This is a genomic window from Dactylosporangium sp. NPDC000555 (assembly GCF_040300025.1).
GTDB lineage: Bacteria > Actinomycetota > Actinomycetes > Mycobacteriales > Micromonosporaceae > Dactylosporangium.
This window is the reverse complement of the sequence record NZ_JBEPDB010000117.1, coordinates 1-20951: the sequence shown is the minus strand read 5'-3', so window position 1 is coordinate 20951 and position 20951 is coordinate 1. Positions and strand designations below refer to the sequence as shown.

At 67.2% G+C, this 20951-nt stretch carries 27 protein-coding genes, 1 tRNA gene, 1 pseudogene and 1 riboswitch; of the genes and pseudogenes, 11 read left to right on the top strand and 18 right to left on the bottom strand.

From position 1 onward, the window contains the following. Nucleotides 1-381: pseudogene (locus ABT297_RS39535) on the bottom strand (DUF881 domain-containing protein); the annotation flags it as partial. Between the two features lie 126 nt (nucleotides 382-507). On the opposite strand from ABT297_RS39535, the gene ABT297_RS39530 reads away from it, so the two are divergent. Together ABT297_RS39530 and ABT297_RS39525 are read left to right on the top strand one after the other, a co-directional pair. Beyond that, on the top strand, nucleotides 508-792 hold the full coding sequence (locus ABT297_RS39530; protein WP_350558030.1) for a cell division protein CrgA: 285 nt from the start codon (nucleotides 508-510) through the stop codon (nucleotides 790-792). Nucleotides 793-981: 189 nt separating this feature from the next. Beyond that, nucleotides 982-3150 (top strand): (Fe-S)-binding protein, encoded by a 2169-nt coding sequence (locus ABT297_RS39525; RefSeq protein WP_350558027.1) that lies wholly within the window; start codon nucleotides 982-984, stop codon nucleotides 3148-3150. A gap of 438 nt (nucleotides 3151-3588) precedes the next feature. Here ABT297_RS39525 and ABT297_RS39520 read toward each other — a convergent pair whose 3' ends face one another. Continuing rightward, nucleotides 3589-3822 (bottom strand): hypothetical protein, encoded by a 234-nt coding sequence (locus ABT297_RS39520; RefSeq protein ID WP_350558024.1) that lies wholly within the window; start codon nucleotides 3820-3822, stop codon nucleotides 3589-3591. 222 nt (nucleotides 3823-4044) lie between these two features. On the opposite strand from ABT297_RS39520, the gene ABT297_RS39515 reads away from it, so the two are divergent. Continuing rightward, nucleotides 4045-5376 (top strand): hemolysin family protein, encoded by a 1332-nt coding sequence (locus ABT297_RS39515; protein ID WP_350558021.1) that lies wholly within the window; start codon nucleotides 4045-4047, stop codon nucleotides 5374-5376. Next, nucleotides 5369-6412: a hemolysin family protein gene (locus ABT297_RS39510; protein WP_350558018.1), complete on the top strand. Its 1044-nt coding sequence runs from the start codon at nucleotides 5369-5371 to the stop codon at nucleotides 6410-6412. Before ABT297_RS39515 ends, ABT297_RS39510 begins: the two co-directional genes overlap by 8 nt. A gap of 21 nt (nucleotides 6413-6433) precedes the next feature. On the opposite strand, the gene ABT297_RS39505 is transcribed toward ABT297_RS39510, so the two are convergent. Both ABT297_RS39505 and ABT297_RS39500 read right to left on the bottom strand, forming a co-directional pair. Next, complete coding sequence (locus ABT297_RS39505) at nucleotides 6434-7066, bottom strand: class I SAM-dependent DNA methyltransferase (protein WP_350558015.1); 633 nt, start codon at nucleotides 7064-7066, stop codon at nucleotides 6434-6436. Between the two features lie 279 nt (nucleotides 7067-7345). Further along, a complete protein-coding gene (locus ABT297_RS39500; RefSeq protein WP_350558012.1) occupies nucleotides 7346-7987 on the bottom strand; it encodes a hypothetical protein in 642 nt (213 codons plus the stop codon). Between the two features lie 312 nt (nucleotides 7988-8299). Here ABT297_RS39500 and ABT297_RS39495 point away from each other — a divergent pair, with 312 nt between their 5' ends. After that, entirely contained in the window at nucleotides 8300-8554 is a 255-nt protein-coding gene (locus ABT297_RS39495; RefSeq protein ID WP_350558009.1) for a type II toxin-antitoxin system VapB family antitoxin, read from the top strand. Next, nucleotides 8554-8973 (top strand): PIN domain nuclease, encoded by a 420-nt coding sequence (locus ABT297_RS39490; RefSeq protein ID WP_350558006.1) that lies wholly within the window; start codon nucleotides 8554-8556, stop codon nucleotides 8971-8973. Before ABT297_RS39495 ends, ABT297_RS39490 begins: the two co-directional genes overlap by 1 nt. 661 nt (nucleotides 8974-9634) lie before the next feature. Here ABT297_RS39490 and ABT297_RS39485 read toward each other — a convergent pair. From ABT297_RS39485 to ABT297_RS39450, 8 genes are all read right to left on the bottom strand, one after another. After that, nucleotides 9635-10081, bottom strand: coding sequence for a hypothetical protein (locus ABT297_RS39485; protein WP_350558003.1), 447 nt, complete (start codon nucleotides 10079-10081; stop codon nucleotides 9635-9637). Further along, nucleotides 10066-10305, bottom strand: a complete 240-nt coding sequence (locus tag ABT297_RS39480; protein ID WP_350558000.1) for a hypothetical protein — start codon at nucleotides 10303-10305, stop codon at nucleotides 10066-10068. The genes ABT297_RS39485 and ABT297_RS39480 overlap by 16 nt, the downstream gene beginning before the upstream one ends. A 191-nt stretch (nucleotides 10306-10496) precedes the next feature. After that, nucleotides 10497-10742 carry a GNAT family N-acetyltransferase gene (locus tag ABT297_RS39475; protein ID WP_350558033.1) on the bottom strand — a complete coding sequence of 82 codons (246 nt, stop codon included), beginning with the start codon at nucleotides 10740-10742 and terminating at the stop codon, nucleotides 10497-10499. Nucleotides 10743-10748: 6 nt separating this feature from the next. Beyond that, nucleotides 10749-11003: a hypothetical protein gene (locus ABT297_RS39470; protein ID WP_350557997.1), complete on the bottom strand. Its 255-nt coding sequence runs from the start codon at nucleotides 11001-11003 to the stop codon at nucleotides 10749-10751. Between the two features lie 526 nt (nucleotides 11004-11529). Next, entirely contained in the window at nucleotides 11530-11874 is a 345-nt protein-coding gene (locus ABT297_RS39465) for a type II toxin-antitoxin system PemK/MazF family toxin (RefSeq protein WP_350557994.1), read from the bottom strand. After that, on the bottom strand, nucleotides 11871-12128 hold the full coding sequence (locus ABT297_RS39460; protein ID WP_350557991.1) for a hypothetical protein: 258 nt from the start codon (nucleotides 12126-12128) through the stop codon (nucleotides 11871-11873). The genes ABT297_RS39465 and ABT297_RS39460 overlap by 4 nt, the downstream gene beginning before the upstream one ends. Nucleotides 12129-12752: 624 nt before the next feature. Then, nucleotides 12753-13145, bottom strand: a complete 393-nt coding sequence (locus tag ABT297_RS39455; RefSeq protein ID WP_350557988.1) for a type II toxin-antitoxin system death-on-curing family toxin — start codon at nucleotides 13143-13145, stop codon at nucleotides 12753-12755. Beyond that, nucleotides 13142-13345, bottom strand: coding sequence for an Arc family DNA-binding protein (locus tag ABT297_RS39450; RefSeq protein WP_350557985.1), 204 nt, complete (start codon nucleotides 13343-13345; stop codon nucleotides 13142-13144). Before ABT297_RS39450 ends, ABT297_RS39455 begins: the two co-directional genes overlap by 4 nt. 390 nt (nucleotides 13346-13735) lie before the next feature. Between ABT297_RS39450 and ABT297_RS39445 the strand changes: the two genes are divergently transcribed. Continuing rightward, on the top strand, nucleotides 13736-14107 hold the full coding sequence (locus ABT297_RS39445; protein WP_350557982.1) for a type II toxin-antitoxin system RelE/ParE family toxin: 372 nt from the start codon (nucleotides 13736-13738) through the stop codon (nucleotides 14105-14107). A 25-nt stretch (nucleotides 14108-14132) separates the two neighbouring features. Further along, complete coding sequence (locus tag ABT297_RS39440) at nucleotides 14133-14423, top strand: helix-turn-helix domain-containing protein (protein ID WP_203849401.1); 291 nt, start codon at nucleotides 14133-14135, stop codon at nucleotides 14421-14423. A 269-nt stretch (nucleotides 14424-14692) separates the two neighbouring features. Here ABT297_RS39440 and ABT297_RS39435 read toward each other — a convergent pair whose 3' ends face one another. Together ABT297_RS39435 and ABT297_RS39430 are read right to left on the bottom strand one after the other, a co-directional pair. Next, on the bottom strand, nucleotides 14693-14992 hold the full coding sequence (locus tag ABT297_RS39435) for a helix-turn-helix domain-containing protein (RefSeq protein ID WP_350557979.1): 300 nt from the start codon (nucleotides 14990-14992) through the stop codon (nucleotides 14693-14695). Nucleotides 14993-14994: 2 nt separating this feature from the next. Further along, the gene (locus ABT297_RS39430) at nucleotides 14995-15375 is read right to left on the bottom strand and encodes a type II toxin-antitoxin system RelE/ParE family toxin (protein WP_350557976.1); all 381 of its coding nucleotides are present in this window, start codon (nucleotides 15373-15375) and stop codon (nucleotides 14995-14997) included. Nucleotides 15376-16079: 704 nt separating this feature from the next. On the opposite strand from ABT297_RS39430, the gene ABT297_RS39425 reads away from it, so the two are divergent. Beyond that, nucleotides 16080-16763 (top strand): nucleotidyl transferase AbiEii/AbiGii toxin family protein, encoded by a 684-nt coding sequence (locus ABT297_RS39425; RefSeq protein ID WP_350557973.1) that lies wholly within the window; start codon nucleotides 16080-16082, stop codon nucleotides 16761-16763. A gap of 102 nt (nucleotides 16764-16865) precedes the next feature. Here the strand turns inward: ABT297_RS39425 and ABT297_RS39420 are convergent. Continuing rightward, nucleotides 16866-16939 (bottom strand) — tRNA-Gly (locus ABT297_RS39420). 9 nt (nucleotides 16940-16948) lie between these two features. After that, entirely contained in the window at nucleotides 16949-17455 is a 507-nt protein-coding gene (locus ABT297_RS39415) for a pyridoxamine 5'-phosphate oxidase family protein (protein WP_350557970.1), read from the bottom strand. 66 nt (nucleotides 17456-17521) lie between these two features. On the opposite strand from ABT297_RS39415, the gene ABT297_RS39410 reads away from it, so the two are divergent. Next, a complete protein-coding gene (locus ABT297_RS39410; RefSeq protein WP_350557967.1) occupies nucleotides 17522-18007 on the top strand; it encodes a MarR family winged helix-turn-helix transcriptional regulator in 486 nt (161 codons plus the stop codon). Beyond that, nucleotides 17988-18566 (top strand): dCTP deaminase, encoded by a 579-nt coding sequence (dcd, locus tag ABT297_RS39405; protein WP_350557964.1) that lies wholly within the window; start codon nucleotides 17988-17990, stop codon nucleotides 18564-18566. Before ABT297_RS39410 ends, dcd begins: the two co-directional genes overlap by 20 nt. Nucleotides 18567-18595: 29 nt before the next feature. On the opposite strand, the gene ABT297_RS39400 is transcribed toward dcd, so the two are convergent. Next, nucleotides 18596-19591: a C40 family peptidase gene (locus tag ABT297_RS39400; RefSeq protein ID WP_350557961.1), complete on the bottom strand. Its 996-nt coding sequence runs from the start codon at nucleotides 19589-19591 to the stop codon at nucleotides 18596-18598. 11 nt (nucleotides 19592-19602) lie between these two features. Next, nucleotides 19603-19740, bottom strand: a riboswitch (cyclic di-AMP (ydaO/yuaA leader). A 109-nt stretch (nucleotides 19741-19849) separates the two neighbouring features. After that, complete coding sequence (locus tag ABT297_RS39395; RefSeq protein ID WP_350557958.1) at nucleotides 19850-20707, bottom strand: LamG domain-containing protein; 858 nt, start codon at nucleotides 20705-20707, stop codon at nucleotides 19850-19852. Between the last annotated feature and the right edge of the window lie 244 nt (nucleotides 20708-20951).

Here is a 20951-nt window from a genome sequence, read left to right as displayed (position 1 = left end):
CACGGCGGTCAGCCCGGCGGCGGCCTGCTCGGCGTCGCCGCGCTTGCGTTGCTCGTCGACCTGGCCGTCGGTGCCCGCCTGGCGCCGCTGCTGGGCGTCGATCTCGGCGCGCAGCCGGGCGGCCCGCTCCCGGGAAGCGGCGATCTCCTGCTTGCGCGCGCCGATCAGGTTGGTCAGCTCCGGCCGGCGGTCCTCGCGCAGGTCGGTGCCCTTGGCGGTCGCGGCGCTGAGCGAGAACAGCATTCCGGCCACCGCGAGCACCACGGGAGTAAGCACCGACCAGGCAAAACTGCGCTCCGGGCGGCGGCGCGGCAGCATGGCGCGACCGAGCCGGCGCACGGCGCGGGTCCACGAGGAGCCGCCCGATGTGTACTCCACCACGACCCCTCCCCGCACGCGCGTGCCGACTTGACTACGCTAGTCGCAGAACATTATTCAGGCCGACGCTGGCGGAGGTGGCGGCGTCAATGGATAGTGTTGGCCAGACGACCCCTCCAGGAGAGCGCCGTGCCGAAGTCGACAGTTCGCAAGAAGAAGGTCTATACGCCCCCCGCGGAGCTACGCCCGCAGGAGACGGCGGCAGCCCGGCGGCGGCCGAGCCCAGTATGGGTGCCGGCGACTGCTGTGGCGTGCGTCGTGGTCGGCATCGCGTGGCTGGTGGCGTATTACCTCACGCAGGGGTTCTTTGACGTCGACTGGCTATCCGCGCTCGCCGATCTGAAGTACTGGAACCTCGCCATCGGCTTCGGGTTCCTGGTGGCGTCGCTCGGCGTCTTCTCCAAGTGGCGCTGAGCCACTGAGCCGCTCGCCCCCTCGGCCCGCCGAGGGGGCGAATGTGTCACATCTGCCGTGTAGGAGTCGATCCCGCGCGTCCGGTGGCCTAGCGTTTGCTGCGACCAACTTAACGTTACCCATGGGTAACAAAGGGGGCTAAGGTCACCTGAGGGTTGGTTCAGGCCTTGGACCGTGGGAGGCTTCGGCATGGGTGCAGTGCAGATCGTAGCGACGAGCGTCGCGGCGGCCATCTCCGTTGTCGCGGCGATCCTCGTCGTGCGCACCGTGCGGCGGATGCTGGCCGTGGTACGGCTGGGTCAGCCCGACCCGACCCGCAGCGGCGACAAGGGCCTGCGCCTGCGGAACATGCTGGCCGAGACCCTCGGGCACACCCGGATGCTGCGGTGGACCGTCGTCGGCGCCGCGCACTGGCTCGTGATGATCGCGTTCATCGTGCTGTCCCTGCTGGTCCTCGAGGCCTACTTCGAGGTCGCCAAGCCCTCCAGCGGCCTTCCGCTGGTCGGCGCCTGGAACATCTACGGCCTGGTCACCGAGTGGATCGGCGTGCTGGGCTTCGTCGGCATCCTGGTGCTGATCGGCATCCGGCTGCGCAACCTGCCGAGCAACCCCGCGCGGCGGTCGCGCTTCACCGGCTCGACGATGTGGCAGGCGTACTACGTCGAGTACACGATCCTCGCAGTCTTGCTCTGCGGCTTCTTCATCCGCGGCTTCAAGGCCGCCAACGACGAGCTGGAGTGGCCGGCCTGGGCCGCGCCGGTCAGCCACGCGCTGGGCTCGGTGCTGCCGGCCTGGCCGGCCGCGATCAGCCTGGTCGCGATGGTCAAGATCATTATCTCGATGACCTGGGTCATCGTCATCGCCAGCAACATCACGATGGGCGTGGCCTGGCACCGGTTCCTGGCGTTTTTCAACATCTTCTTCAAGCGCAGCCCCGACCGGAAGGGCTCGGGCCTCGGCGCGCTGCGCCCGATGACCAGCGAGGGCAAGCCGCTGGACTTCGAAGAGGCCGACCCGGAGAAGGACCAGTTCGGCGTCGCCCAGGTCGAGCAGTTCAGCTGGAAGGGAATGCTCGACTTCACCACCTGCACCGAGTGCGGGCGGTGCCAGTCGCAGTGCCCGGCCTGGAACACCGGCAAGCCGCTGTCGCCGAAGCTGCTGATCCTCAACCTGCGCGACCACGCCTACGCGAAGGCGCCCTACCTGCTCGCCGGCGGCGGCAAGACGCTCACCGGCGAGGAGAAGGCGACCCAGGAGCAGCTGGCCAAGATCGACGTGCTGGCGCTGGCGGAGGCGGAGCGACCCCTCATCGGCGGCGTCGACGAGCGCGGCGTCATCGACCCGGACGTGCTGTGGTCGTGCACCACCTGCGGCGCGTGCGTCGAGCAGTGCCCGGTGGACATCGAGCACGTCGACCACATCGTGGACATGCGGCGGTACCAGGTCCTCATCGAGTCGAACTTCCCGACCGAGGCCGGCGTGATGCTGCGCAACCTCGAGAACAAGGGCAACCCGTGGGGCGCGGCCCCGTCCACCCGCGACGACTGGACCAAGGGGTTGGGCTTCGAGGTGCCCAACGTCGCCGAGGTGAACGAGGGCGACTTCGAGTACCTCTTCTGGGTCGGCTGCGCCGGCGCCTTCGAGGACCGGGCCAAGCGGACCACGCGGGCCGTCGCCACGCTGCTGCACGAGGCCGGCGTGAAGTTCGCCATCCTCGGCCAGGGCGAGACCTGCACCGGCGACCCGGCCCGGCGCATCGGCAACGAGTTCGTCTTCCAGATGCTCGCCCAACAGAACGTCGAGACCCTCAATGAGGCCGGCGTGAAGAAGATCGTGGCGACCTGCCCGCACTGCTTCAACACCCTGTCGAACGAGTACGGCCAGCTCGGCGGCCACTATGACGTGATTCACCACACGCAGCTGCTCGCCCAGCTCGTCGCGGCCGGCAAGCTGACCCCCGTCCAGCCGCTCGACGGTGCCGTCACCTACCACGACCCCTGCTACCTGGGCCGGCACAACCGCGTCTTCGCGCCCCCGCGCGAGGTGCTCGGCGCGGTCGCCGGCCCGTCCGCGGACGGGGCCGGCGTGGTGGAGATGGACCGGTTCGCGGAGCGCTCCTTCTGCTGCGGCGCCGGCGGCGCGCGCATGTGGATGGAGGAGCGCATCGGCAAGCGGATCAACGTGGAGCGGGTCGAGGAGGCACTGTCGACCGGCGCGAAGACGGTGGCGGTCGCGTGCCCGTTCTGCCTGACGATGCTCGGCGACGGCGTCACGGGCAAGAAGGCCGCGGGCGCGGCCCCGGACGACGTCGAGGTCGTGGACGTGGCGTCGGTGCTGCTGCGGGCCGTACAAAAATAGGGCTTTCATGGCTCCGGTCCGTGCAACTTGCGACCGCTCCTCCCGTGAGACCCCAGGTCCGCGGCGCCAAGACCGCAGATTGCCGAGTGTTCCGGCGCGGGCTGGACGGCGCGGGCTGGACGGCGCGGGCTGGACGTCGCGGATTTGTCGGGCGCTTCGCGCCCCGACAAATCCGACATATCATGATTTAGTGGTTTAGAACGACCGTCAATTGGCTGGTAACGGCAGCCCGCGAGCAACGTTTCCGTGATCATGCGCTTGGCGTCCACGATGTGCGGGGTTTCGACTCATCACGGAGTGATTGTGCTGCTTCTTGTGCATGTTCACTCCGTGATCATGGCCAGCATGATGGCTGGTCGACGCAGGTCTAGGGCGCGGCTAGCCCCGCCCGGACTCGGCTTGCGATGCCGAGCGGCCAATTGACGGTGGCTCGCAGGCTCAGCGTTGGCCGATCACGTTCATGGCCAGCGCCAGCGCGATCAGCACGGCCGTCGCCGTGGCGATCACCCGCAGGCCGCGCAGGCCCTCGACCCAGGCGGTCCTGCGCGCGCCCGGGATCAGCGCCTTCGTGCGCGCGTAGTCCAAGCGGGCCCGCTTGGCCTTCGCGCCGGCGCTGCCCATGGCAATGCCGGCCGCGAGCGCGATACACGCGCCGATCAGCGCCACTACCATCGAGCCTCCCTCAACGCCTCGACGCGCCTGCTCGCATCCAGCATCAGTGCTGCGCAAGTCGGCGCAAAGCCCCCGAAAGTGGGAGGGTGATCCACGTATCTCGATCTTCGCGGGTGCTCGTCCGGCTCCGGCCTATGATCCTCATCTGCAGGACTGCCATGGGCGGCGTTCGGGTTCACGTGGAACAATCGGACCACACCTGAAGGGACTGTCGCGCGAAACGTGTGGACCACACTGTTGCCCCTCCTGGCGTTCGCGCTGCTGACTGCCGCGAACGCGGGCTTCGTCGCCGCCGAGTTCTCCCTTGTGACAGTCGACCGGGCGGAGATCGAGCAGCGGGCCAAAGCCGGCGACCGCAAGGCCCGCACAGTCCGCCAGGCCCTGCGCGAGCTGTCGTTTCAGCTCTCCGGCGCACAGCTCGGCATCACTCTCGCCGGGCTGCTGACCGGCTACCTGGCCGAGCCCGCACTGTCCCGACTCTTCGCGCCGCTGCTGCGCCCCGTGTTCGGTTCGATGACCGACGGCGCCGGCCACGTCATCGGCCTCATCGTGGCCACGCTGCTGTCGATGCTGTTCGGCGAGCTGGTGCCGAAAAACGCCGCGCTGGCCAAGCCGATGCCGGTGGCCCGCGCGACCGCCGGCCCGCAGCGCATGTTCTCGCGGCTGTTCTCCTGGCTGATCACGCTGCTCAACGGCACCGCCAACTGGGTGGTCCGGCGCTTCGGCATCGAGCCGCAGGAGGAGTTGGCCAGTGCCCGCTCGCCGGAGGAGCTCGGGCTGCTCGCCGCGATCTCCGCCCAGGCCGGCGCGCTGCCGAAGGAGACCGCGGTACTGCTGCAGCGCACGATCCGCTTCGGCGACAAGCGCGCCGCCGAGGCGATGACCCCGCGCGTCGACGTCGTCTCGCTGCGCGCCGACGCCACCGTCGCCGACCTGCTGGCGACCTCGGTGCAGACGGGCTACAGCCGCTTTCCGATCTACGTGCAGACCCTCGACCAGGTCACCGGCGTCGTCACCGTCACCGACGCGCTCGGTGTGCCGCCGGTGCGCCGCCCCACGACAAAGGTTGCCGCGGTCGCCCGCGAGCCGGTCTTCGTGCCTGAGAGCCTCGACCTCGACGGCGTCCTCGAGGCCCTGCGCAAGGGCAACTCGGACGTCGCGATCGTCGTGGACGAGTACGGCGGAACCGACGGCGTCGTGACCGTCGAGGACCTCGTCGAGGAGCTGGTCGGCGAGATCGTCGACGAGCACGACGTCGATGAGGAGCCGACCACCGCGCACGGCATGCCCGACCTCACCGTGCCCGGCGCCGAGCGCACCCTGCTCGTCGACGGCGTGCTGCGCGAGGACGAGCTTGCCGAGCTGACCGGGTTCCACGTGCCACCGGGCCCGTACGAGACACTGGCCGGGTTCCTGATGGCGCGACTGGGCCACATCCCGACGGTCGGCGAGACCTGGAACGAGGACGGTTGGGAGTTCACCATCGTCGAGGTCGACCGCCGCCGCATCGAGCAGGTCCGTGTCGTACGGCCGGAGGTGCCGGCCGATGATTGAGCTGCTCGTCTCGATCCTGCTGTTGTTCGGCAACGCCTTCTTCGTCGCCAGCGAGTTCGCGCTGATCGCCTCGCGCCGCACGGTGATCGAGCCCATGGCCGCCACCTCGCGCCGTGCCCGCACCGCGTTGCGCGCGATGAACGAGATCCCCCTCATGATCGCCGGAGCCCAGCTCGGCGTCACGATCTGCACCCTGGGCCTCGGCGCGCTCGCCGAGCCAGCCTTGGCGCACGGCCTGCACGACCCGTTCGAGGCGCTGGGCGTGCCCCAGCGTCTCGCCCACCCGGTCGCCTTTGGCCTGGCCCTGGGCGTGGTCGTGTTCGCGCACACGGTCGTCGGCGAGATGGTGCCCAAAAACCTGACGCTGGCCTCCCCGGAGCGCGCGGTGCTGTGGCTCGGCCCGCCGATGTACGCCTTCTGCAAGGCCACCAAGCCCGTCCTCGTCGCCATGAAGTGGGCCTCGCGCACGATCCTGTCCCTGTGGCGCATCGAGGCGACCGGCTCGGTCAAGACGGTCTTCACCGCCGAGGAGCTGGCCGGCCTGGCCGCGCAGGCGACCACCGAGGGCCTGCTGGCCCCCGAGGAGCACGCGCGCATCGCGGGCGCCCTGGCCCTGTCGCAGCGTACGGCCCGCGATGCCCTGCGCCCCTGGGCCGAGATCACCACGATCGCCGAGGATGTGTCCCCCGCCTCCCTGGAGGTCCTGGCCACGCGCACCAACCGGTCGCGCTTCCCGGTCGTGGAGCGCGCCAGCCGCCGCGTGCTGGGCTTCGTCCACGTGAAGGACATGCTGGGCTTCGTCGGCCCGCAGCGGCGCGCCCCCATCCCGCCCGAGCTCATCCGTCCGCTGGGGATTGTCCCCCCGAACCGCACCCTGGCCGAGCTCCTGCTGGCGATGCGCCGCGAGCGCCAGCACATCGTCCTGGTGAGCGACGGCCGGGTACCGCTGGGCGTGGTGACGCTGGACGACGTCCTGACCGCCGTCGTAGGCGAGCCCGTGGCCAGCGGGCCGAAGCCGGCAACCCAGCCCGCCTGAGCGCAACGCCCTTCTGCCGCACTAGGCCCGGCGAGCGAACAGCGCGGCGCCCGGAACGCTCCGGTCGAGGTCGAGCAGTACCTCCGCCTCGACGGTGAACCCGGCTCCGCGCAGCCAGTCCGCCACCCGGCCCGGCGAACGCCGGTGCACGTGTACCCGCATCGGATGGCCGCCGTACCCCTCCGTCTTGAGCCGCGATCCGTCGCCGGCGTGAAAGCCGAGCAGCAGCGGCGCGCTCGGACGCAGTACCCGATGGAATTGCCCGAACACCACGGGGACCTCGTCGTCGGGAACGTGGATCAACGACCAGAAGGCCAGCAGCCCGGCGGCCGAACCGTCGGCGAGATCGAGCTCCGTCATCGAGCCGACCCGGAACTGCAGGCCGGGGTGGTCGCGCCGAGCCACGTCGATCATTCCTGGCGAGAGGTCGATCCCGAACGCGTCGACGCCCAGTTGCTGCAGGTGCGCGGTCACGTGCCCCGGCCCACAGCCCACGTCCGCGACCGGCCCGCCCCCGCCGGCCCGGACCAGATCGGCGAACAGAGCCAGGATCGCGCGGAGGTACGGCTCCTCGGCCAGAGCCTCGCGGACCACGTCGGCATAGCTGTCGGCAACAGTGTCATACGACTCCCGGGTGTCCGCCAGCCAGCTCATACCCCGAAACAGTAGCCCTGCCTCACCTGCTCACTCCTCAGCCAGCAGCCGGGTCTTTGGCAGGCTGCGCAGCGAACGGACCGGCAGGATCGCGGCCGCGACAGCCAGGAGTGCGCCGGCGAGCGCAGCGGCGGCGGCCACGCGTACGAGGTGGCCGTGAGGTCCGAGTTGAGCAGTGCGGCGGTGCCGAGCGCCGCGCCCACGCCCGTTGTCGCGCGGTCTGCCGCATCGCGCTCGCTCCGGAACGCTCGCCGTCGAGTTGCTTCCCCACAGCACCGGCTACCAGCTCGCGGTCCAGCTGTACCAGCCGCCGCCGAGCTGGCGGAACCGTGGTCCCTCGAACCAGCCGGTGTTCAACTCCGCGGTCGGCCCGGCCGGCAGGTAAGCGAAGCCTGCGTCATCGAAGAAGTTGCCATGCGCCTCGTAAAAGACCGCGCCACCAGGCACCCAGTCGGCACCGATGATGCGGTATGAGCCCAGCTGCTCCGGCACGGGCAGGTTGGTCCACTTGCTCCCCGCCGGCGGGATCGGATGCCCGGCGACGACGGTAGCGAACGCGTCCCTGCTTGCCGCCCATCGCAGCTGCAGCGGTGCACCGATGGCGAGCAGTGCCACCGTGAGTACCCCGATGACCGGTCCAATGACGAACCACCGCCATCGACGCACGGTGCGAGCGGCGACGAAGATGGTCCCTCCGAGCCAGATTCCGGCCATGACGAGAGACCCAACGGCGCTGGCCGCCAGCACGAGAAAATTGCTGCCCGGATAGCTCATCGACCACAGCACACAGGCTGCGACCGCACCGGCGACGAGGTGAAATGCCAAGACGAGCCAGGGGACAGATCCACGGCGCCGTTCAGTCCGTGCCTGCGCCGCAAGGTCTGCCATGGTGACATCCTGCCGGGGCAACCCGGTCCGCATCGACCCCCCACACAGAACCTTCGCCTGTCGACCTGGACCGGTATCTGGTGCGGGTCGTCGTAGGTGAAGGGAATCGAACCCTCACTGTCAGCTTGGGAACTGGACACGCTCCTTGACGAAGGGGCCCGTGTTCGTGGTCCGCGTGGTCGCGAACGGGCTTGGAGCGCCCAACGTTTGCCTTGGTCAATGGCCCACTAATGGCCCGACTGCAGACCAGACTGGACCGCTGGGAGCGTGATGCCGGGTGATGGTGCGTCGGATTTGACGATCTTGGTGTCTCTCAGTGGGGAAATCTGGTGCTAGCATTGCTACATGACACGCATCACGGTTGACGTCAACGACGAGTGGTTGGACGCGGCCCGCGAGGAGCTCGGCACCGACACCAAGGTCGCCACAATCAACGCCGCTCTTCACGCGTTCGCCATGCGGCGTAAGGCCGCCGAGATTGTTGCCGCATTCGACAGCGTGCAGATCGACTTCAGTGGCTCAGAGCATGGCTGGCACTACGGCGGCGGGCGTGACCTGTCCCAGCTCGCCGAGAACGCGCGAGAGGTTGACGCGGCCTAATGCCTGGCCCGATCTATCTGGCGGACACATCGGTCTACGTGCTGCAGGGCCAGCACCCACAGGTCCGCCGCCGATTCGAAACACTGCTTGCGGAGGGACGACTGGCCGCGTGCCAGATGACCTCCCTCGAGTACCTCAACAACGCACCTGATCCGAGGAGTTACGAGGCTCTCTGGGCTGCACTCCACGGACATCGTTGGATCGACGTCACCGCGCAGGCGATGACCCGAGCGCTTGATACGCATCGCGCACTTGCAAAGACCAGTCAGCACCGTCACTTCCGTCTACCCGACCTCATCATCGCGGCCACCGCTGAACTACACGGAGCGACCGTGCTGCACTACGACGCCGACTACGACCGCATCGCCGCCATCACAGGCCAACCTGTCGAGTGGGTCGCGACCAAGGGCTCGCTATAGGCGCCGATGCGCGTGAGCACCACCTTCGCCGAGGTTCCGGTGAACTGCTGCACCTTCGGTGTCTCGTTGGCGTCCGATGACCGGCACGCCGCCCGTCACCTTGAGTGCGCCGCCGCGCCGCGACAGTTCGGGCCGCAGATGTTGATACCGCCGCTTGGTCAAGCCTGATCTTCGCCCGGACTGTCCGGATCGGTGTGGTGGTCGACTTCCACCTCGTAACCCGCCGCCCCGTACGCTGCGATAACCTCGTCCACGGCGGCCGTGAAGACGGCGCGGAGCCGCGACCACCGCGGACCCCGACGACCCACGCGACCGTTACGGCGCCGACGGGCGGTCGACTAATGTCTCCGGATCATCTGCGGTCATGTATTCGCACTCCGGGTGGTCGGGCACTTGCGAGCACGATAGGCCGAACCGACTACCACGGGCCTAATCCGAAATGACGTTGAGTGGGCAGGTGGCAGCTCCCGGCGGAGCCGGGAAGGTTGCCGGGCGGTGTTATGCGGCGGGTTTGGAGGGTGACCTGGTAGCCGAGGTTGTGCACGGCGTGGATGTGGTTGCGGATGGCGCGTTGGGTGCCGCCGCGGGTGTCGAGCAAGGCCGTGAGCGGCTGCCATCGGCCTGGAGCGACCCAGGCTGGGCTGCCGACCCGGCAATCCGCTCAGACGTGCACCCAAGTCACTGCAGAGGGTCTGCCAGTACTTGCAGCCTTGCACAGCGCTGGCACGTGCGAACCGTCGCTCGACGCGACCTTCGCGGGTCCACTCACACTGGCGGCTGTCGCGACGACCACTGCGTCAACAACGCACTCGTGCCCATCCAGTCCGGTGACGTCAAGCAGGTTTGCGGCGGCGTCGGCTATTTCTTCGATGAGGGGCACGACCGTCAACCTTGAACGAACCCAGGCAAGGCGCTGTCTGGCCGTACCGTTACGTCGCTGCTCGACGATCGTCACCGCGCTGATGACCGGTATGAATCCTTCACGCGTCGCCAAGTCCAGCAGCATGGTTATCCGCCGATCATCATCCGCCAGCAGCGACAGCCCCTGCGCATCGAGGACGAGGGCGGGGCCGAGGAGTAGGCCTGAGCGCTTTACTCGCCGCGCCACGCTGCCTGCGCCTCCGCCAACTCCTCGTCGGTGAACTCGCCGCATCGAGCGACATGGTCGTCCACAATCTCCTGTGCCTTCAGCAAGGCGAGGTGCCGCGCTGCGGCCTCGTCCAGGAACTGTGAGAAGCCCCGTGCGCCAATCCGCGCCTCGATCTCCTCAACGATCGATTCACGAAGCGTGACGGACTTCTTCACTGTTGTCCCGGAGGTGGGATCGAGCACGGGGCGAGTCGAGTCGCCCGTCTTCGCACTACGCGATGTCGCCCTAGCGCCGGAAGCGGACCGAGAGCGTTCCGTCCGCTCCGTCGATTGGCGGGCGGTTCTTGCCCCTGCATCCCCGGCCTTAGCCATGCCACAACAGTAGCATTTAAAGTAGGATAATGCGTGCAGTTTAACCTCGTCGACCCCTTGACCTACAGGTTCGCTGGGCGTTGTAGGTAGATCATGGGGTCGGGTGCCTCGGCGGAGTACGGTTCGCCGTCGGTGTAGCCGAGGCGTCGGTAGAAGTCGATGACGTGGGTACGGGTGGGGATGACGTCGAGGACGAGGTGGGCGAAGCCGTAGCCGGCGGCGTGGCGGTGGGCGTGGTGCATGAGCGTGCTGGCGGCGCCGCCACGGCGGTAGGCGGGACGGACGTAGAGGTGCTTGAGCTCGACGATGCCGGGCTAGGGCATCGGTTTGAGGCCCGACACGCAGCCGATCGGTTCCTGGTCTTGGTAGGCCAGCAGCAGCGCGCCGGGTGGCTGGTAGGCGGTGGCCAGGTCGGTGCATTCGGTGTGCTGGATGCCGGGCAGTTCGTCGATGGTGGCCGGCACGGTACGTCCGGCTTCGCGTTGGGTGCTGGCCATGTACTCGAATACGAGTGCCTGGGCATCGGGCAGCTCAGTGGTGGTGGTGGCCAGGACGCGGACGCGGGTCATGCCGCTCTTCCGTCGTCAGTGAGCGGTTGCGGGCGTTCGACGAGCTTGCCGCGTTCGAAGCGGGCGCCGGTCGGAAGGGTCGGATGGCGATGTTGCAGTAGGTGACTGCCCCAAGGTTCGACAGCCAGCCCGACAGCACCTGTTCGGCTCTTTCGACGGCTGCAGTGCTGTCGGCCCTAACGCCAGCGAACCATATGTCCGAGCCTATGTGATGCCCGCTGGCGTCGAAGCGATGGAGAACCGCATAGATCCGCTGCTGGTGACGCCAATCTCGCCCCAGGGTGACGCCTTTTGGTACGCGTCAGTGATGTCAGCGAAAGAAACTGTCCGCCTTCATGCCGTCCGATGCGGTCGGTGCGATAGTCGGGCATGTACTTGATCGGGATGACTTCCGGGAGCCGCACAGCGCGGATCGTAGCCAGTTTGGAGACAACGGTTGGATTCAAGGGTCGGCGGCGTGTTGGGAATCGCCACCGCCGAGATGAGCTAACGGCCGGCGAGTGATCTCGATGGCTCTGCCGACCGGCTACACATCGATCATCTGTTTTAGCACTGTCTTCACGGCTGATACCTCGTCGTCGGTGAGCACCCACGCTGGCCGCTGTCCCTGCAGCCGTGCCCGGGCGATGGTCCGGACCTGCTCAGTGATGACGAACCCGACTGGACGGCTCGTGGGGTGCACTGGAACGCGGTGTAGCCAGCCGGAGCGCTCCCGCGTCGTCACTGGGAGCACGGTGACCAGTGCCTCTCCGGTCAGCCGCAGGTGGAACGTACTGGAGACCACGAGTACTGGACGGCGGCCTGCCTGCTCGCGGCCTTCGGCCGGGTCGAGGTCGGCCCACCAGATCTGCCATGGCTGGATGACCGTCACGCAGCCTCGTCCCACGCGTCGGCCGCTGGCGCGGAGGCTCGGTCTTCCCGGTCGGCCTCAGCTACGTACTCGGCCCAGCCCTCCGGATCGGTCGCCCGGTATGTGTCCAAAGCGGCGATGGCCTTCATCTGCCAGTGTTCGGCCAAGAGCCGACGGATCGCCTCGTCTGCCGACACGCCACCGAGGTCCTCGCTGGCGACGCGGGTCAGGTCGTCGCGGGTGGACTCGTCCACCCGGATCATTACGCTACCCATGCCTCAAGAATACCGAACTGATGACAGCACTGTCTACCGTCGTGTATACATGATGTTGTTGCCATGATTATGCGACTGCTCTCGCATTGCTGGCGTGGGCGTGCAGGCGCGGGCAGCGCTCCTGCTCGGCCAAGTGGGTGTATGACCGTCGCACCCAACTCGGGCCCACCCGGAGCAAACTCGCCGAGCGCGCCAGCACGACGAGCCCCAACCGTCCCGCCTGGAATCCGGCGGTGCCACGCTCACCGCGCCCCCTCCCGGCCAGACTTGCGGTAGCACTCGACCCAAGCTCGACATCACCTTCAAAGCTCACCGCGACGTCGACGCCTGAGGCACCCAAGCACGTCGGAACAGCTGACAATCGCCGTAGTGGCATGGCTAACGGCCCACGACGGGTTTCGAGTGATCGGATAAGCAAGGGGCCTGGCTGGACTTATGTCCTGACCTGGGCCTGAGCGTTGGAGCGGGTGAAGGGAATCGAACCTCACTGTCAGCTTGTGAACCGTATACATACACCTGCCAAAGGCACCTATCGGCACGTCGCTGCGGTCACAAGCGGCCTGGAGTGACTCGCAGTGGCCTCGGTTAATGGCACGCCAACGGCACGTCGCCCAACCTGTGTTCTTACTGGTTCGCGCCGTCGGCGTAGAGGGCGATCAAAGCCTTCGCAACCTCTTCAACCGTGTCCAGTTCATGCGTGACGACCTGGATGACGAAGGCTTCGGCCTGGTCCACGTCAACGACGACTGGAGGCACGCCATTGAGGTCCAGGAATACACGCGCAGCCACCCAGGCGAGGCGCTTGTTGCCATCGATCAGGGCATGGTTCAGGGCAATGGACTGGAGCAATGCGCCCGCCTTCGTCCAGATGTCCTCGTACGCCTCGACGCCGAACGCCACCGTCGCCGGTCGTGCAGCGGCCGAAGAGAGCAGGCCCATGTCGCGGACAGGTGGCGGCGTGTCAAGGATCAGCTCAGCGAGGTCCAGCAGGGACGGTAGATCGAGATAGACGATCACTGGGCGAGCCGATCCAGCAACTCCTTGTCCTGCTCGATGATCCTGCGCCCGCTCTCCCGAACCCGGGAACGCAGCTTGTGCCGCTCGACGTACTCCTGAGCGGCCAGGACCAGCGTCTGCTGAACCGAGCGATGTTCAGCCGCCGCCACCTCCTTCAGGGCCGCCGCCAGGTCGTCCGGGAGTTCGATCGTGCGAGTCATACGAAAATGATACGGCTTCCGTACGAACTCTCACCAGCCAGCAGCGACGCAAGGCACCATGAACCCGGGAGCGACATTCGCGGCCAACCGCGAGCTCGCGCGCTCGTGCGACGACCACCCACCGTGGGGTCTGGGGCTCGGGCCCCAGGAGAAATGGCGAGGACCCCCGCTTTCCGTGGACAGAGGGTCCCTAGGTCCGAGCGGGTGAAGGGAATCGAACCCTCACTGTCAGCTTGGGAACTGCACAAGTCACCCTCACCAGACACGCGAACCTCCAGGTCACGCCTGCCGCGAGCGGCCTGGAGCGGCAAGCCGACGCCTGAACCAATGGCCCGTTAATGGCCCGGACGCAGCTTGGCGATATACCAAGAACGGTATATCGTTCGAAGAGTGAGACGCTACGTCATCGAGCTGGAGCCAGAGGTGCGTGACTGGCTCGAAACCTTGCGGCTCACGGAGTACGCCAAGGTCGAGGCGATGGCCGACATCCTCGCCGAGCGCGCCGAGACGCTCGGCGAACCTTACTCGCGCCATCTCGGCGGCAAGACACGCGAGCTGCGGTTCCACCTCGACAGGTCGGCCGTCCGCATCAGCTACTGGCTCGCGCCCCAGACCCGGGTGGTACTGCTGACCGTGTTTCGCAAGTTCCGCCAGGTCGAACGCGCCGAGGTCATGCGAGCTATCGCTGCTCAGCAGACGTGTGAGCTGGGAAATGAGGACCATGCGCCGGCGACCGAGATCTTCGAGCGAAAATGGCAATGAAGCACAACGGAAGGGCGGAAGGACTATGACGGCACGTCACTCTCGCTGGGAGCGCACCGGCGCCGAGCAGCACAACTCCGCCTACGAGGAGGCACGGGCAGCGCTCCTGCTCGGCCAGATGGTCTACGACCGTCGCACCGAGCTCGGGCTCACCCAGGGCGAACTCGCCGAGCGTGCCGGCATGACCCAGCCCCAGCTGTCACGCCTGGAATCGGGCGGCGCCACACCCACCGTGCCACTGCTGGCCAGACTCGCCGCCGCGCTCGACGCAGAGCTCGACATCACCTTCAAGCCTCACCGCGACGCTGCCGCCTGAGTCGCATCAGGACAGCTGATAGTCGGGCTAATGGCCCGCAGCGGGTTTGGAGTGACCGGACATGCAACAGGCCCTGGTCTGGACTTACGTCCTGACCAGGGCCTTCGTCGTGGAGCGGGTGAAGGGAATCGAACCCTCACTGTCAGCTTGGGAACCGTACAGGCCCGGCGCCGCAGACGCTCACAACCGACTTCGAGCATTGTCCGGAGCGGCCTGGAGCGACCTCACGAAGCCTGCCGTAATGGCACGCTAATGGCACGCCGACTCGATCATGCTGCATCGGGCCTGGCGTGAAATTCGACCGCCAGCTCGACGTCGAGGGCTCGCGCCAGACGCTCCAGAACTGGCAACGTCGGTACGGTGCCGCCAGCCTCGAAGCGCGCGACTGCGGACTGCGTCATCGCGGCGGCCTCAGCCAGCTCGGTTTGGCTCCAGCCGTGGCGTTCGCGAAGCTCTCGAACCGCCCGCCCCAGCTCGAACGCGAGCTTGGTCGACTCGTATGCCTCGGCAGCCCCCGGCTCGGCCATTCGCCGGCTGCGCAGTTCGTTCCAATCGCTGCGGGCGCTCATCTCTAAACCTCTTCCTCGACGGTATGCATCTCGGCAGCGCATCTCGCTAGCGCCCGCCGAGCCCGCTGAACTTCACGAGTCTCGCGGTCACGGGTTTTCCGGAACACCGTCAGGAGAACGATCCGCTCCCCGGAGGCGATCCAGTAGGTGACCCGCACCGCCTCACTCTCAAGATGAAATCGCAGCTCACGGAGCTTGCCGTCGAGCTGTTTCGTGTACGGCTCGCCGAGCAGTGGTCCATTATTCGCCAATAGGTCGATGTAGAAAGCCACCCGCGCGAACTGCGCAGTCGCCAGCTCACCGAGGCGCGCCAATGCATCGCCGGACGGGCGACCCCCAGCAGTGTCGCGATGGCACCCAGACGCCGCCAGCGTCAGCGGCACAGCTGACAGTCGCCGCTATGGCCCACTAATGGCACACGGGTGGTGTCGAGTTGGCCGACATGCACGAGGCCCTGGCTGGACTGCTGTCCTGGCCAGGGCCTTAGCGTTGGAGCGGGTGAAGGGAATCGAACCCTCACTGTCAGCTTGGGAACTGGACAGGCAGCCTGAGCAGTCCCGGGTGGGGCGCTTGTCCGAACCGTCCGGAGCGGCCTGGAGCGCCCTCAACGGGCCTGCCGTAATGGCACGCTAATGGCACGGGCAACCAGGTCGCGACGACGGCCGCATCCGCGCTGTCTCTCAGGAAGCGGAGGACGGTCGTACCATCTGTGAGGTACGGACGGGAGGAAGTCCTCATGACTGGAAGAGTCGCACCGCCCGGCTCGTCGTACGCGGAGCAGCGACACTACGTAATCCCTGCAAGCCTCACCGAGCTTCGTGGACCAACTACTGGCGTCATCACCCTGGACCAGCGACTCGACTGGTCCGGCGACGGGCGATACGACCTTGACGATCCCGGCGACCTTCAGGTGCTGTACCAGACAGTCCTGAATCAGGCTGGCACCGCCGGCGAGCTGGGTCGATGGCTCAATGAGCAAACGCTCCGCCAGGTATGGCACGAGCTTTGGCTACCAGGTCGGTTGCGTGCACTCTGGCAGGCTCGATTCCCCGAACTGAGCGCGCCGCCAGCAACGATGGCCGGCTAAGTGGAACCCGTTCACCTTCGGCTGGCCGAGCTTGGGCTTCAGGTAGCCGCGCAGTACGGATTCGCATTGGCCGGCGGATACGCCGTCCAGGCACACGGCATCCTGCACCGCCCGAGCGAAGACGTCGACCTGTTCACCGCCTGGGAGCGTCGGGACGACTTCACCGCCGCAGTCGACGCGGTCGTAGACGCGTACACCCAGCACGGCTATACCGTCGAGATCACCCAGCGGTTCGAGACGTTCGCGCGGCTCGCAGTCACCGACCCCGCTGACCTCGAGCACCCTTACAAGGTCGAACTCGCCGCCAACTGGCGTGCACAGCCACCTGTACAGATGGACGTCGGCCCGGTCCTGCACCCCGACGATGTCGTCGCCGGCAAGATGTCTGCCCTCTTCACCAGAGCCGAACCGCGCGACTTCCTCGACGTTGATGCCGCGATCACATCAGGCCTCTACACCCGCCAACACCTGTGCGAACTCGCCGAGCAGGCCGATGCCGGCTTCGACCGGCAGATTCTTGCCGACCTCTTCGCCATGCTGGAGCGCTACCCAGACAGACGATTCGCCTTCTACGGTGCCGACGCTGACCACCTCATCGCCATGCGGATCCGCTTCGCCGACTGGCGCCAGCAGCTGCTCGATGACCATCCTGAGCGTTCGCAGCAGCCGTCACAGGACAGCTGACAGTCGCCACGATGGCCCGCTAATGGCCCGCAGCGGGTTTCGAGTGATCGGACATGCAACAGGCCCTGGTCTGGACTTACGTCCTGACCAGGGCCTTCGTCGTGGAGCGGGTGAAGGGAATCGAACCCTCACTGTCAGCTTGGGAAGCTGATGTTCTGCCATTGAACTACACCCGCGAGCGACGCCTACTGTACCGAATCCGCGACGTTCGTGCACGGATCATTCTGTCTTGCCTTCGGGACGTGGGTGGGGCGGTCCTTCCAGACGGTGCGGGTCGAGGTTGTCGGGGTCTCGTGGCGGACGAGCATCGCGACGTCCACGGTCAGCTCGTACAGGCGCCAGTCGACCGCTGGGGCGGCGCGCATCGTTGTGGCCAGGCGGGCTGTCAGGGGCTCGTCGGTGACGGGGGTCGCGCGGCCCGACAGGTATGCCTCGTCGTCGGAGTCCGTGGACGGGAAGCTGTGCAGCGAGTAGCGGCCGTCGCGGTCCAGGTCGTGGCGCTTCGGGGAGGCGAGGAGGAAACAGTACAGGCCCTCGTCGGTGATGACCGGGGAGACGGGGTGGATGCGCGGGCCGCCGTCGGGGCGGACGGTGGCCAGGTAGCCGAGGCCTGGGCCGTATTGGCAGACCAGAGTGCGGATGGCCGTCGCCAGCTCGGGCTCGGCCGCGGCGAAATCAGCCCACGATGCCATGTACTCAATGTACTCGTACGTGTGTTCGATTGTCGGCGAATTGCCCGAACGAGGCAAACTGAAGCGGTGACGTCCGCCGACGAGTTGATCGACCTTCTGCGGCGCTTCAATGTCGAGGCCGACCGGTTCGTCGACGTGTTCACGCGCGCTCACGGGCTGCACCGCACCGACATGAACGCGGTCGCGCACATCTGGCGGGCCTCGCAGGACGGGGAGCCGCTGACCGCCGGTGAGCTCGCGCGGCGGCTCTCGCTCAGCCCGGCGGCGACCACCGCACTGCTCGCCCGCCTCGAGCGCGCCGGCCACGTCGAGCGGCGACCGGACACCACCGACCGGCGCCGGATCAACCTGGACATCCAGCCGCCGGCCCGGGAGCTTGCGGCGGCGTTCTTCGCCCCGCTCGGCGTGCATCTGCGGGCGGCCTTCGGCCGGTTCGCGCCGGAGGAGATCGAGCTGGTGACGAGAATCATGAGGACGGTCCTCGAAGCGACCACCGCGGCGGCGGATGAGGCCGACACCGTAACCTCAGAGGGTGCTGCTATCCGACCGTGACCTGTACAAGGAGCTCGAGGGCGGCCAGCTGCGTCTCGAGCCGTTCGATCAAGCGCTGGTGCAGCCGTCCAGCATCGACGTACGGCTCGACCGGTGGTTCCGGGTGTTCAACAACCACCTGTATACGCACATCGACCCCGCGATCCAGCAGGACGACCTCACGTCGATGGTCGAGGTCGGCGACGGCGAGCCGTTCGTGCTGCACCCCGGCGAGTTCGTGCTGGCCTCCACGCTCGAGGTGATCACTCTCGGGGACCAGCTCGCCGGGCGCCTCGAGGGCAAGTCCAGCCTCGGGCGGCTCGGGCTGCTCACGCACTCGACGGCGGGCTTCATCGACCCCGGCTTCTCCGGCCACGTGACGCTGGAGCTGTCCAACGTGGCCAACCTGCCGATCCGGCTCTGGCCGGGGATGAAGATCGGCCAGCTGTGCATCTTCCGGCTCTCGTCGCCGTCCGAGCACCCGTACGGTTCGACGCTCTACGGCTCGCGGTACCAGGGTCAGCGCGGTCCCACGCCGAGCCGCTCGTGGCAGAACTGGCGGACCTGGCCCACCACGTGAAATAGGGCGGGCCCGCGGGCCCGCCCCTCTCATGCCACCCGGCCGTAACCGGATATCGGTGCCGAGTCGATCTTTTTCATCTGCACGGGTGCGCTGGGGTTCGGTGCGTGGACCATCCAGCCGCCGCCGACGTACAGGCCGACGTGGTGCAGGTCGCTGAAGAAGAAGACCAGGTCGCCGGCCTTCAGGTCGCTCCGCGGCACGCGCTTGGTGTCCTGGTACTGCCACTGGGTGTAGTGCCGCAGCGTGTAGCCGGCCTGCTTCCAGGCGTACAGCGTCAGGCCGGAGCAGTCGAACGTGTTCGGCCCCTCGGTCGCCCACACGTACTTCTTGCCGATCTGCGCGCACGCCACCTGGGCCGCCTTCGCGCCCGGGCCGCCGGTGTACTCGAACGGACAGGCGACCGGCCGCAGGTTGCCCGTCGCGCCGGTCGTCCCGTACGCCCTGGTGCGCATCTCGTTGAGGTTCTTGATGTCCGCGTTGATCTGCTTCTCCTGCTGCGCCAGCGCGGCCTCCTGCTCGGCCTGCTTGGCGACCAGCTCGTCGAGCGGCGTCTTCTGCGCGTCGTACTGCTGCTTGGCCACGATCACGTCTTTGATCCGCGCCTGCTCGTCCTTGGCCAGCATGTTGAGCATCGTCATCTGATTGATGAACGTGTCGGGCGAGCCGGTCGTGAGCATCGCGTCGAGCTTGGAGACGCGTCCGGTCTTGTACTGCATCACGGCGAACGCGCTCACCTTGTCGAAGGCGGCATCGACCTGCTGGCGCAGCGGTGCGATCTGGGCCTCGAGCTTGTTCTGCTTGGTCTTGTTGGCGGCGAGCTCGATCTTGAGCTGGTTGTGCTGCTCGATGACCGGCTCGATCTCGTTCCATTTGTCGTCGATCTGTTTCTCGATCTCGCTCGGGGTCGGCTCCGCATGCGCGAGTCCGGTGATGCCGACGGCGAGCGATAGACCGCCGAGGATGGCGACGAGGAGCCGTGCCAGACGGTAGGGCCGCCTCGTCCACCTCAGATGGGTCTCCACTGAGGAGTTACTCCTTCTTCCATGGCCGCCTGCCGGGTTAGCTGACGGGTTCGGGCGGGAAGGTCGCCCTACCGCGCACAAGTTCGCGGATTCACCCCAGGTTGACGCGTGGGTCCCCGGCTCGGAAATCGACTCGGCGGTGCCGCCTGGCGCGCCCGTGGCGGGCGCGGACATCCAGCCGACGGGAATTCACGTTAAGGGGGGCCGGTTCCCAGGTTCAAGTCAATGCTTGATTGTTGTCCGATTTATGCCAAAAGGTCACGCAATTCGAGTGACGTACACGTCGTCGATTACCCCGACGAACTGATCGTTGTTCGCGCTCGTTCCCTTGCCGCCAATACGCAGCGGATCGTCATTCACTATGGACAGTGACGAGGGAATTGCGATCCGTCCCACCTCGACCCCGTCGATGGCCACCGTGAGCAGCGCGTTACCGCGTGAACACGCGATCCGGTGCCACCTCCCGTCGGCGACGGACCGCGATGCCAGCGCTACAAAAATGGTAGGCGAGCCGGTGCCGACAATCACGCAACTCGGCCGGCCGGCCATGCCGTCGACCTGGAGCTTGAACTGGCTGTCGCCGATCGAGAACCCTTTTTGCACAACATTGGCGCCCTTGGAAGTCTCGTCGGGCCGGACGAGAACACTCGCGCCGTAGCTGAACTCCGCGCGCCCCGGATTGAGAAACCCGGCCGGCCCGCTCTGCAGGATGGCTCGTGCGCAACTCTCCGCACCGTAATGCTCACAGAGTGCCGGAAAGCGCACCGCGAGCCCGCCGTTGTGCGGCACGGAGGCGAGGTCGCCGCCCTCAACTCGCCGGACCCGCAATGGGAGCCGCCCGTCGACGTCGCTGACGTCGCCGGCGAGGCCGTCGTCGAACGTGTACCGGACGGTGATTTCGCGCTTACTCTGTGCACTGGCCGACGTCTGTGGCGGCGCGCTCGAAGCGGCCGCCGGAGCCGAGCTGGACTCGGGCGGCGCCGCGGCCGAGGTCCCGATCGCCGGCTCGGCCGCCCGGTGCTCGCGTGGTGCGACCGCCCGATGCCCGACCAGCCCGGCGGCGACGACGAAAGCGGCAAGCCCGGCACACAGCAACAACCGTCGATGTCGGCGCATAACCGGACATGATGCCCCGAACCGCGCCGCCGCCGTGGTGGTTCCCGCCCGCGTTCGCCCTTTCGCGTGACGTGGCAGAGCCATATGACTCCGGTCCGTGCAACGCGCGACCGTTCCTCCCGTGAGTGACCGGGCCGGGGCCTGCCTGAAGGGCGGCCCCGCCCCTGCCGGGTCCGCGGTGCCAAGGACACCGGGCCAAACGGCGAAAGGGCCGGTCACCCGCGGAGGGTGACCGGCCTTGTCG

Bases quoted from the DNA above. Each gene is read 5' to 3' on its own strand.
- ABT297_RS39525 (WP_350558027.1), top strand. From the start codon at position 982: ATGGGTGCAGTGCAGATCGTAGCGACGAGCGTCGCGGCGGCCATCTCC.
- ABT297_RS39520 (WP_350558024.1), bottom strand. From the start codon at position 3,822: ATGGTAGTGGCGCTGATCGGCGCGTGTATCGCGCTCGCGGCCGGCATT.
- ABT297_RS39510 (WP_350558018.1), top strand. From the start codon at position 5,369: ATGATTGAGCTGCTCGTCTCGATCCTGCTGTTGTTCGGCAACGCCTTC.
- ABT297_RS39505 (WP_350558015.1), bottom strand. From the start codon at position 7,066: ATGAGCTGGCTGGCGGACACCCGGGAGTCGTATGACACTGTTGCCGAC.
- ABT297_RS39500 (WP_350558012.1), bottom strand. From the start codon at position 7,987: ATGCGGACCGGGTTGCCCCGGCAGGATGTCACCATGGCAGACCTTGCG.
- ABT297_RS39495 (WP_350558009.1), top strand. From the start codon at position 8,300: ATGACACGCATCACGGTTGACGTCAACGACGAGTGGTTGGACGCGGCC.
- ABT297_RS39490 (WP_350558006.1), top strand. From the start codon at position 8,554: ATGCCTGGCCCGATCTATCTGGCGGACACATCGGTCTACGTGCTGCAG.
- ABT297_RS39470 (WP_350557997.1), bottom strand. From the start codon at position 11,003: ATGACCCGCGTCCGCGTCCTGGCCACCACCACCACTGAGCTGCCCGAT.
- ABT297_RS39460 (WP_350557991.1), bottom strand. From the start codon at position 12,128: ATGGGTAGCGTAATGATCCGGGTGGACGAGTCCACCCGCGACGACCTG.
- ABT297_RS39450 (WP_350557985.1), bottom strand. From the start codon at position 13,345: ATGACTCGCACGATCGAACTCCCGGACGACCTGGCGGCGGCCCTGAAG.
- ABT297_RS39440 (WP_203849401.1), top strand. From the start codon at position 14,133: ATGACGGCACGTCACTCTCGCTGGGAGCGCACCGGCGCCGAGCAGCAC.
- ABT297_RS39435 (WP_350557979.1), bottom strand. From the start codon at position 14,992: ATGAGCGCCCGCAGCGATTGGAACGAACTGCGCAGCCGGCGAATGGCC.
- ABT297_RS39415 (WP_350557970.1), bottom strand. From the start codon at position 17,455: ATGGCATCGTGGGCTGATTTCGCCGCGGCCGAGCCCGAGCTGGCGACG.
- ABT297_RS39395 (WP_350557958.1), bottom strand. From the start codon at position 20,707: ATGCGCCGACATCGACGGTTGTTGCTGTGTGCCGGGCTTGCCGCTTTC.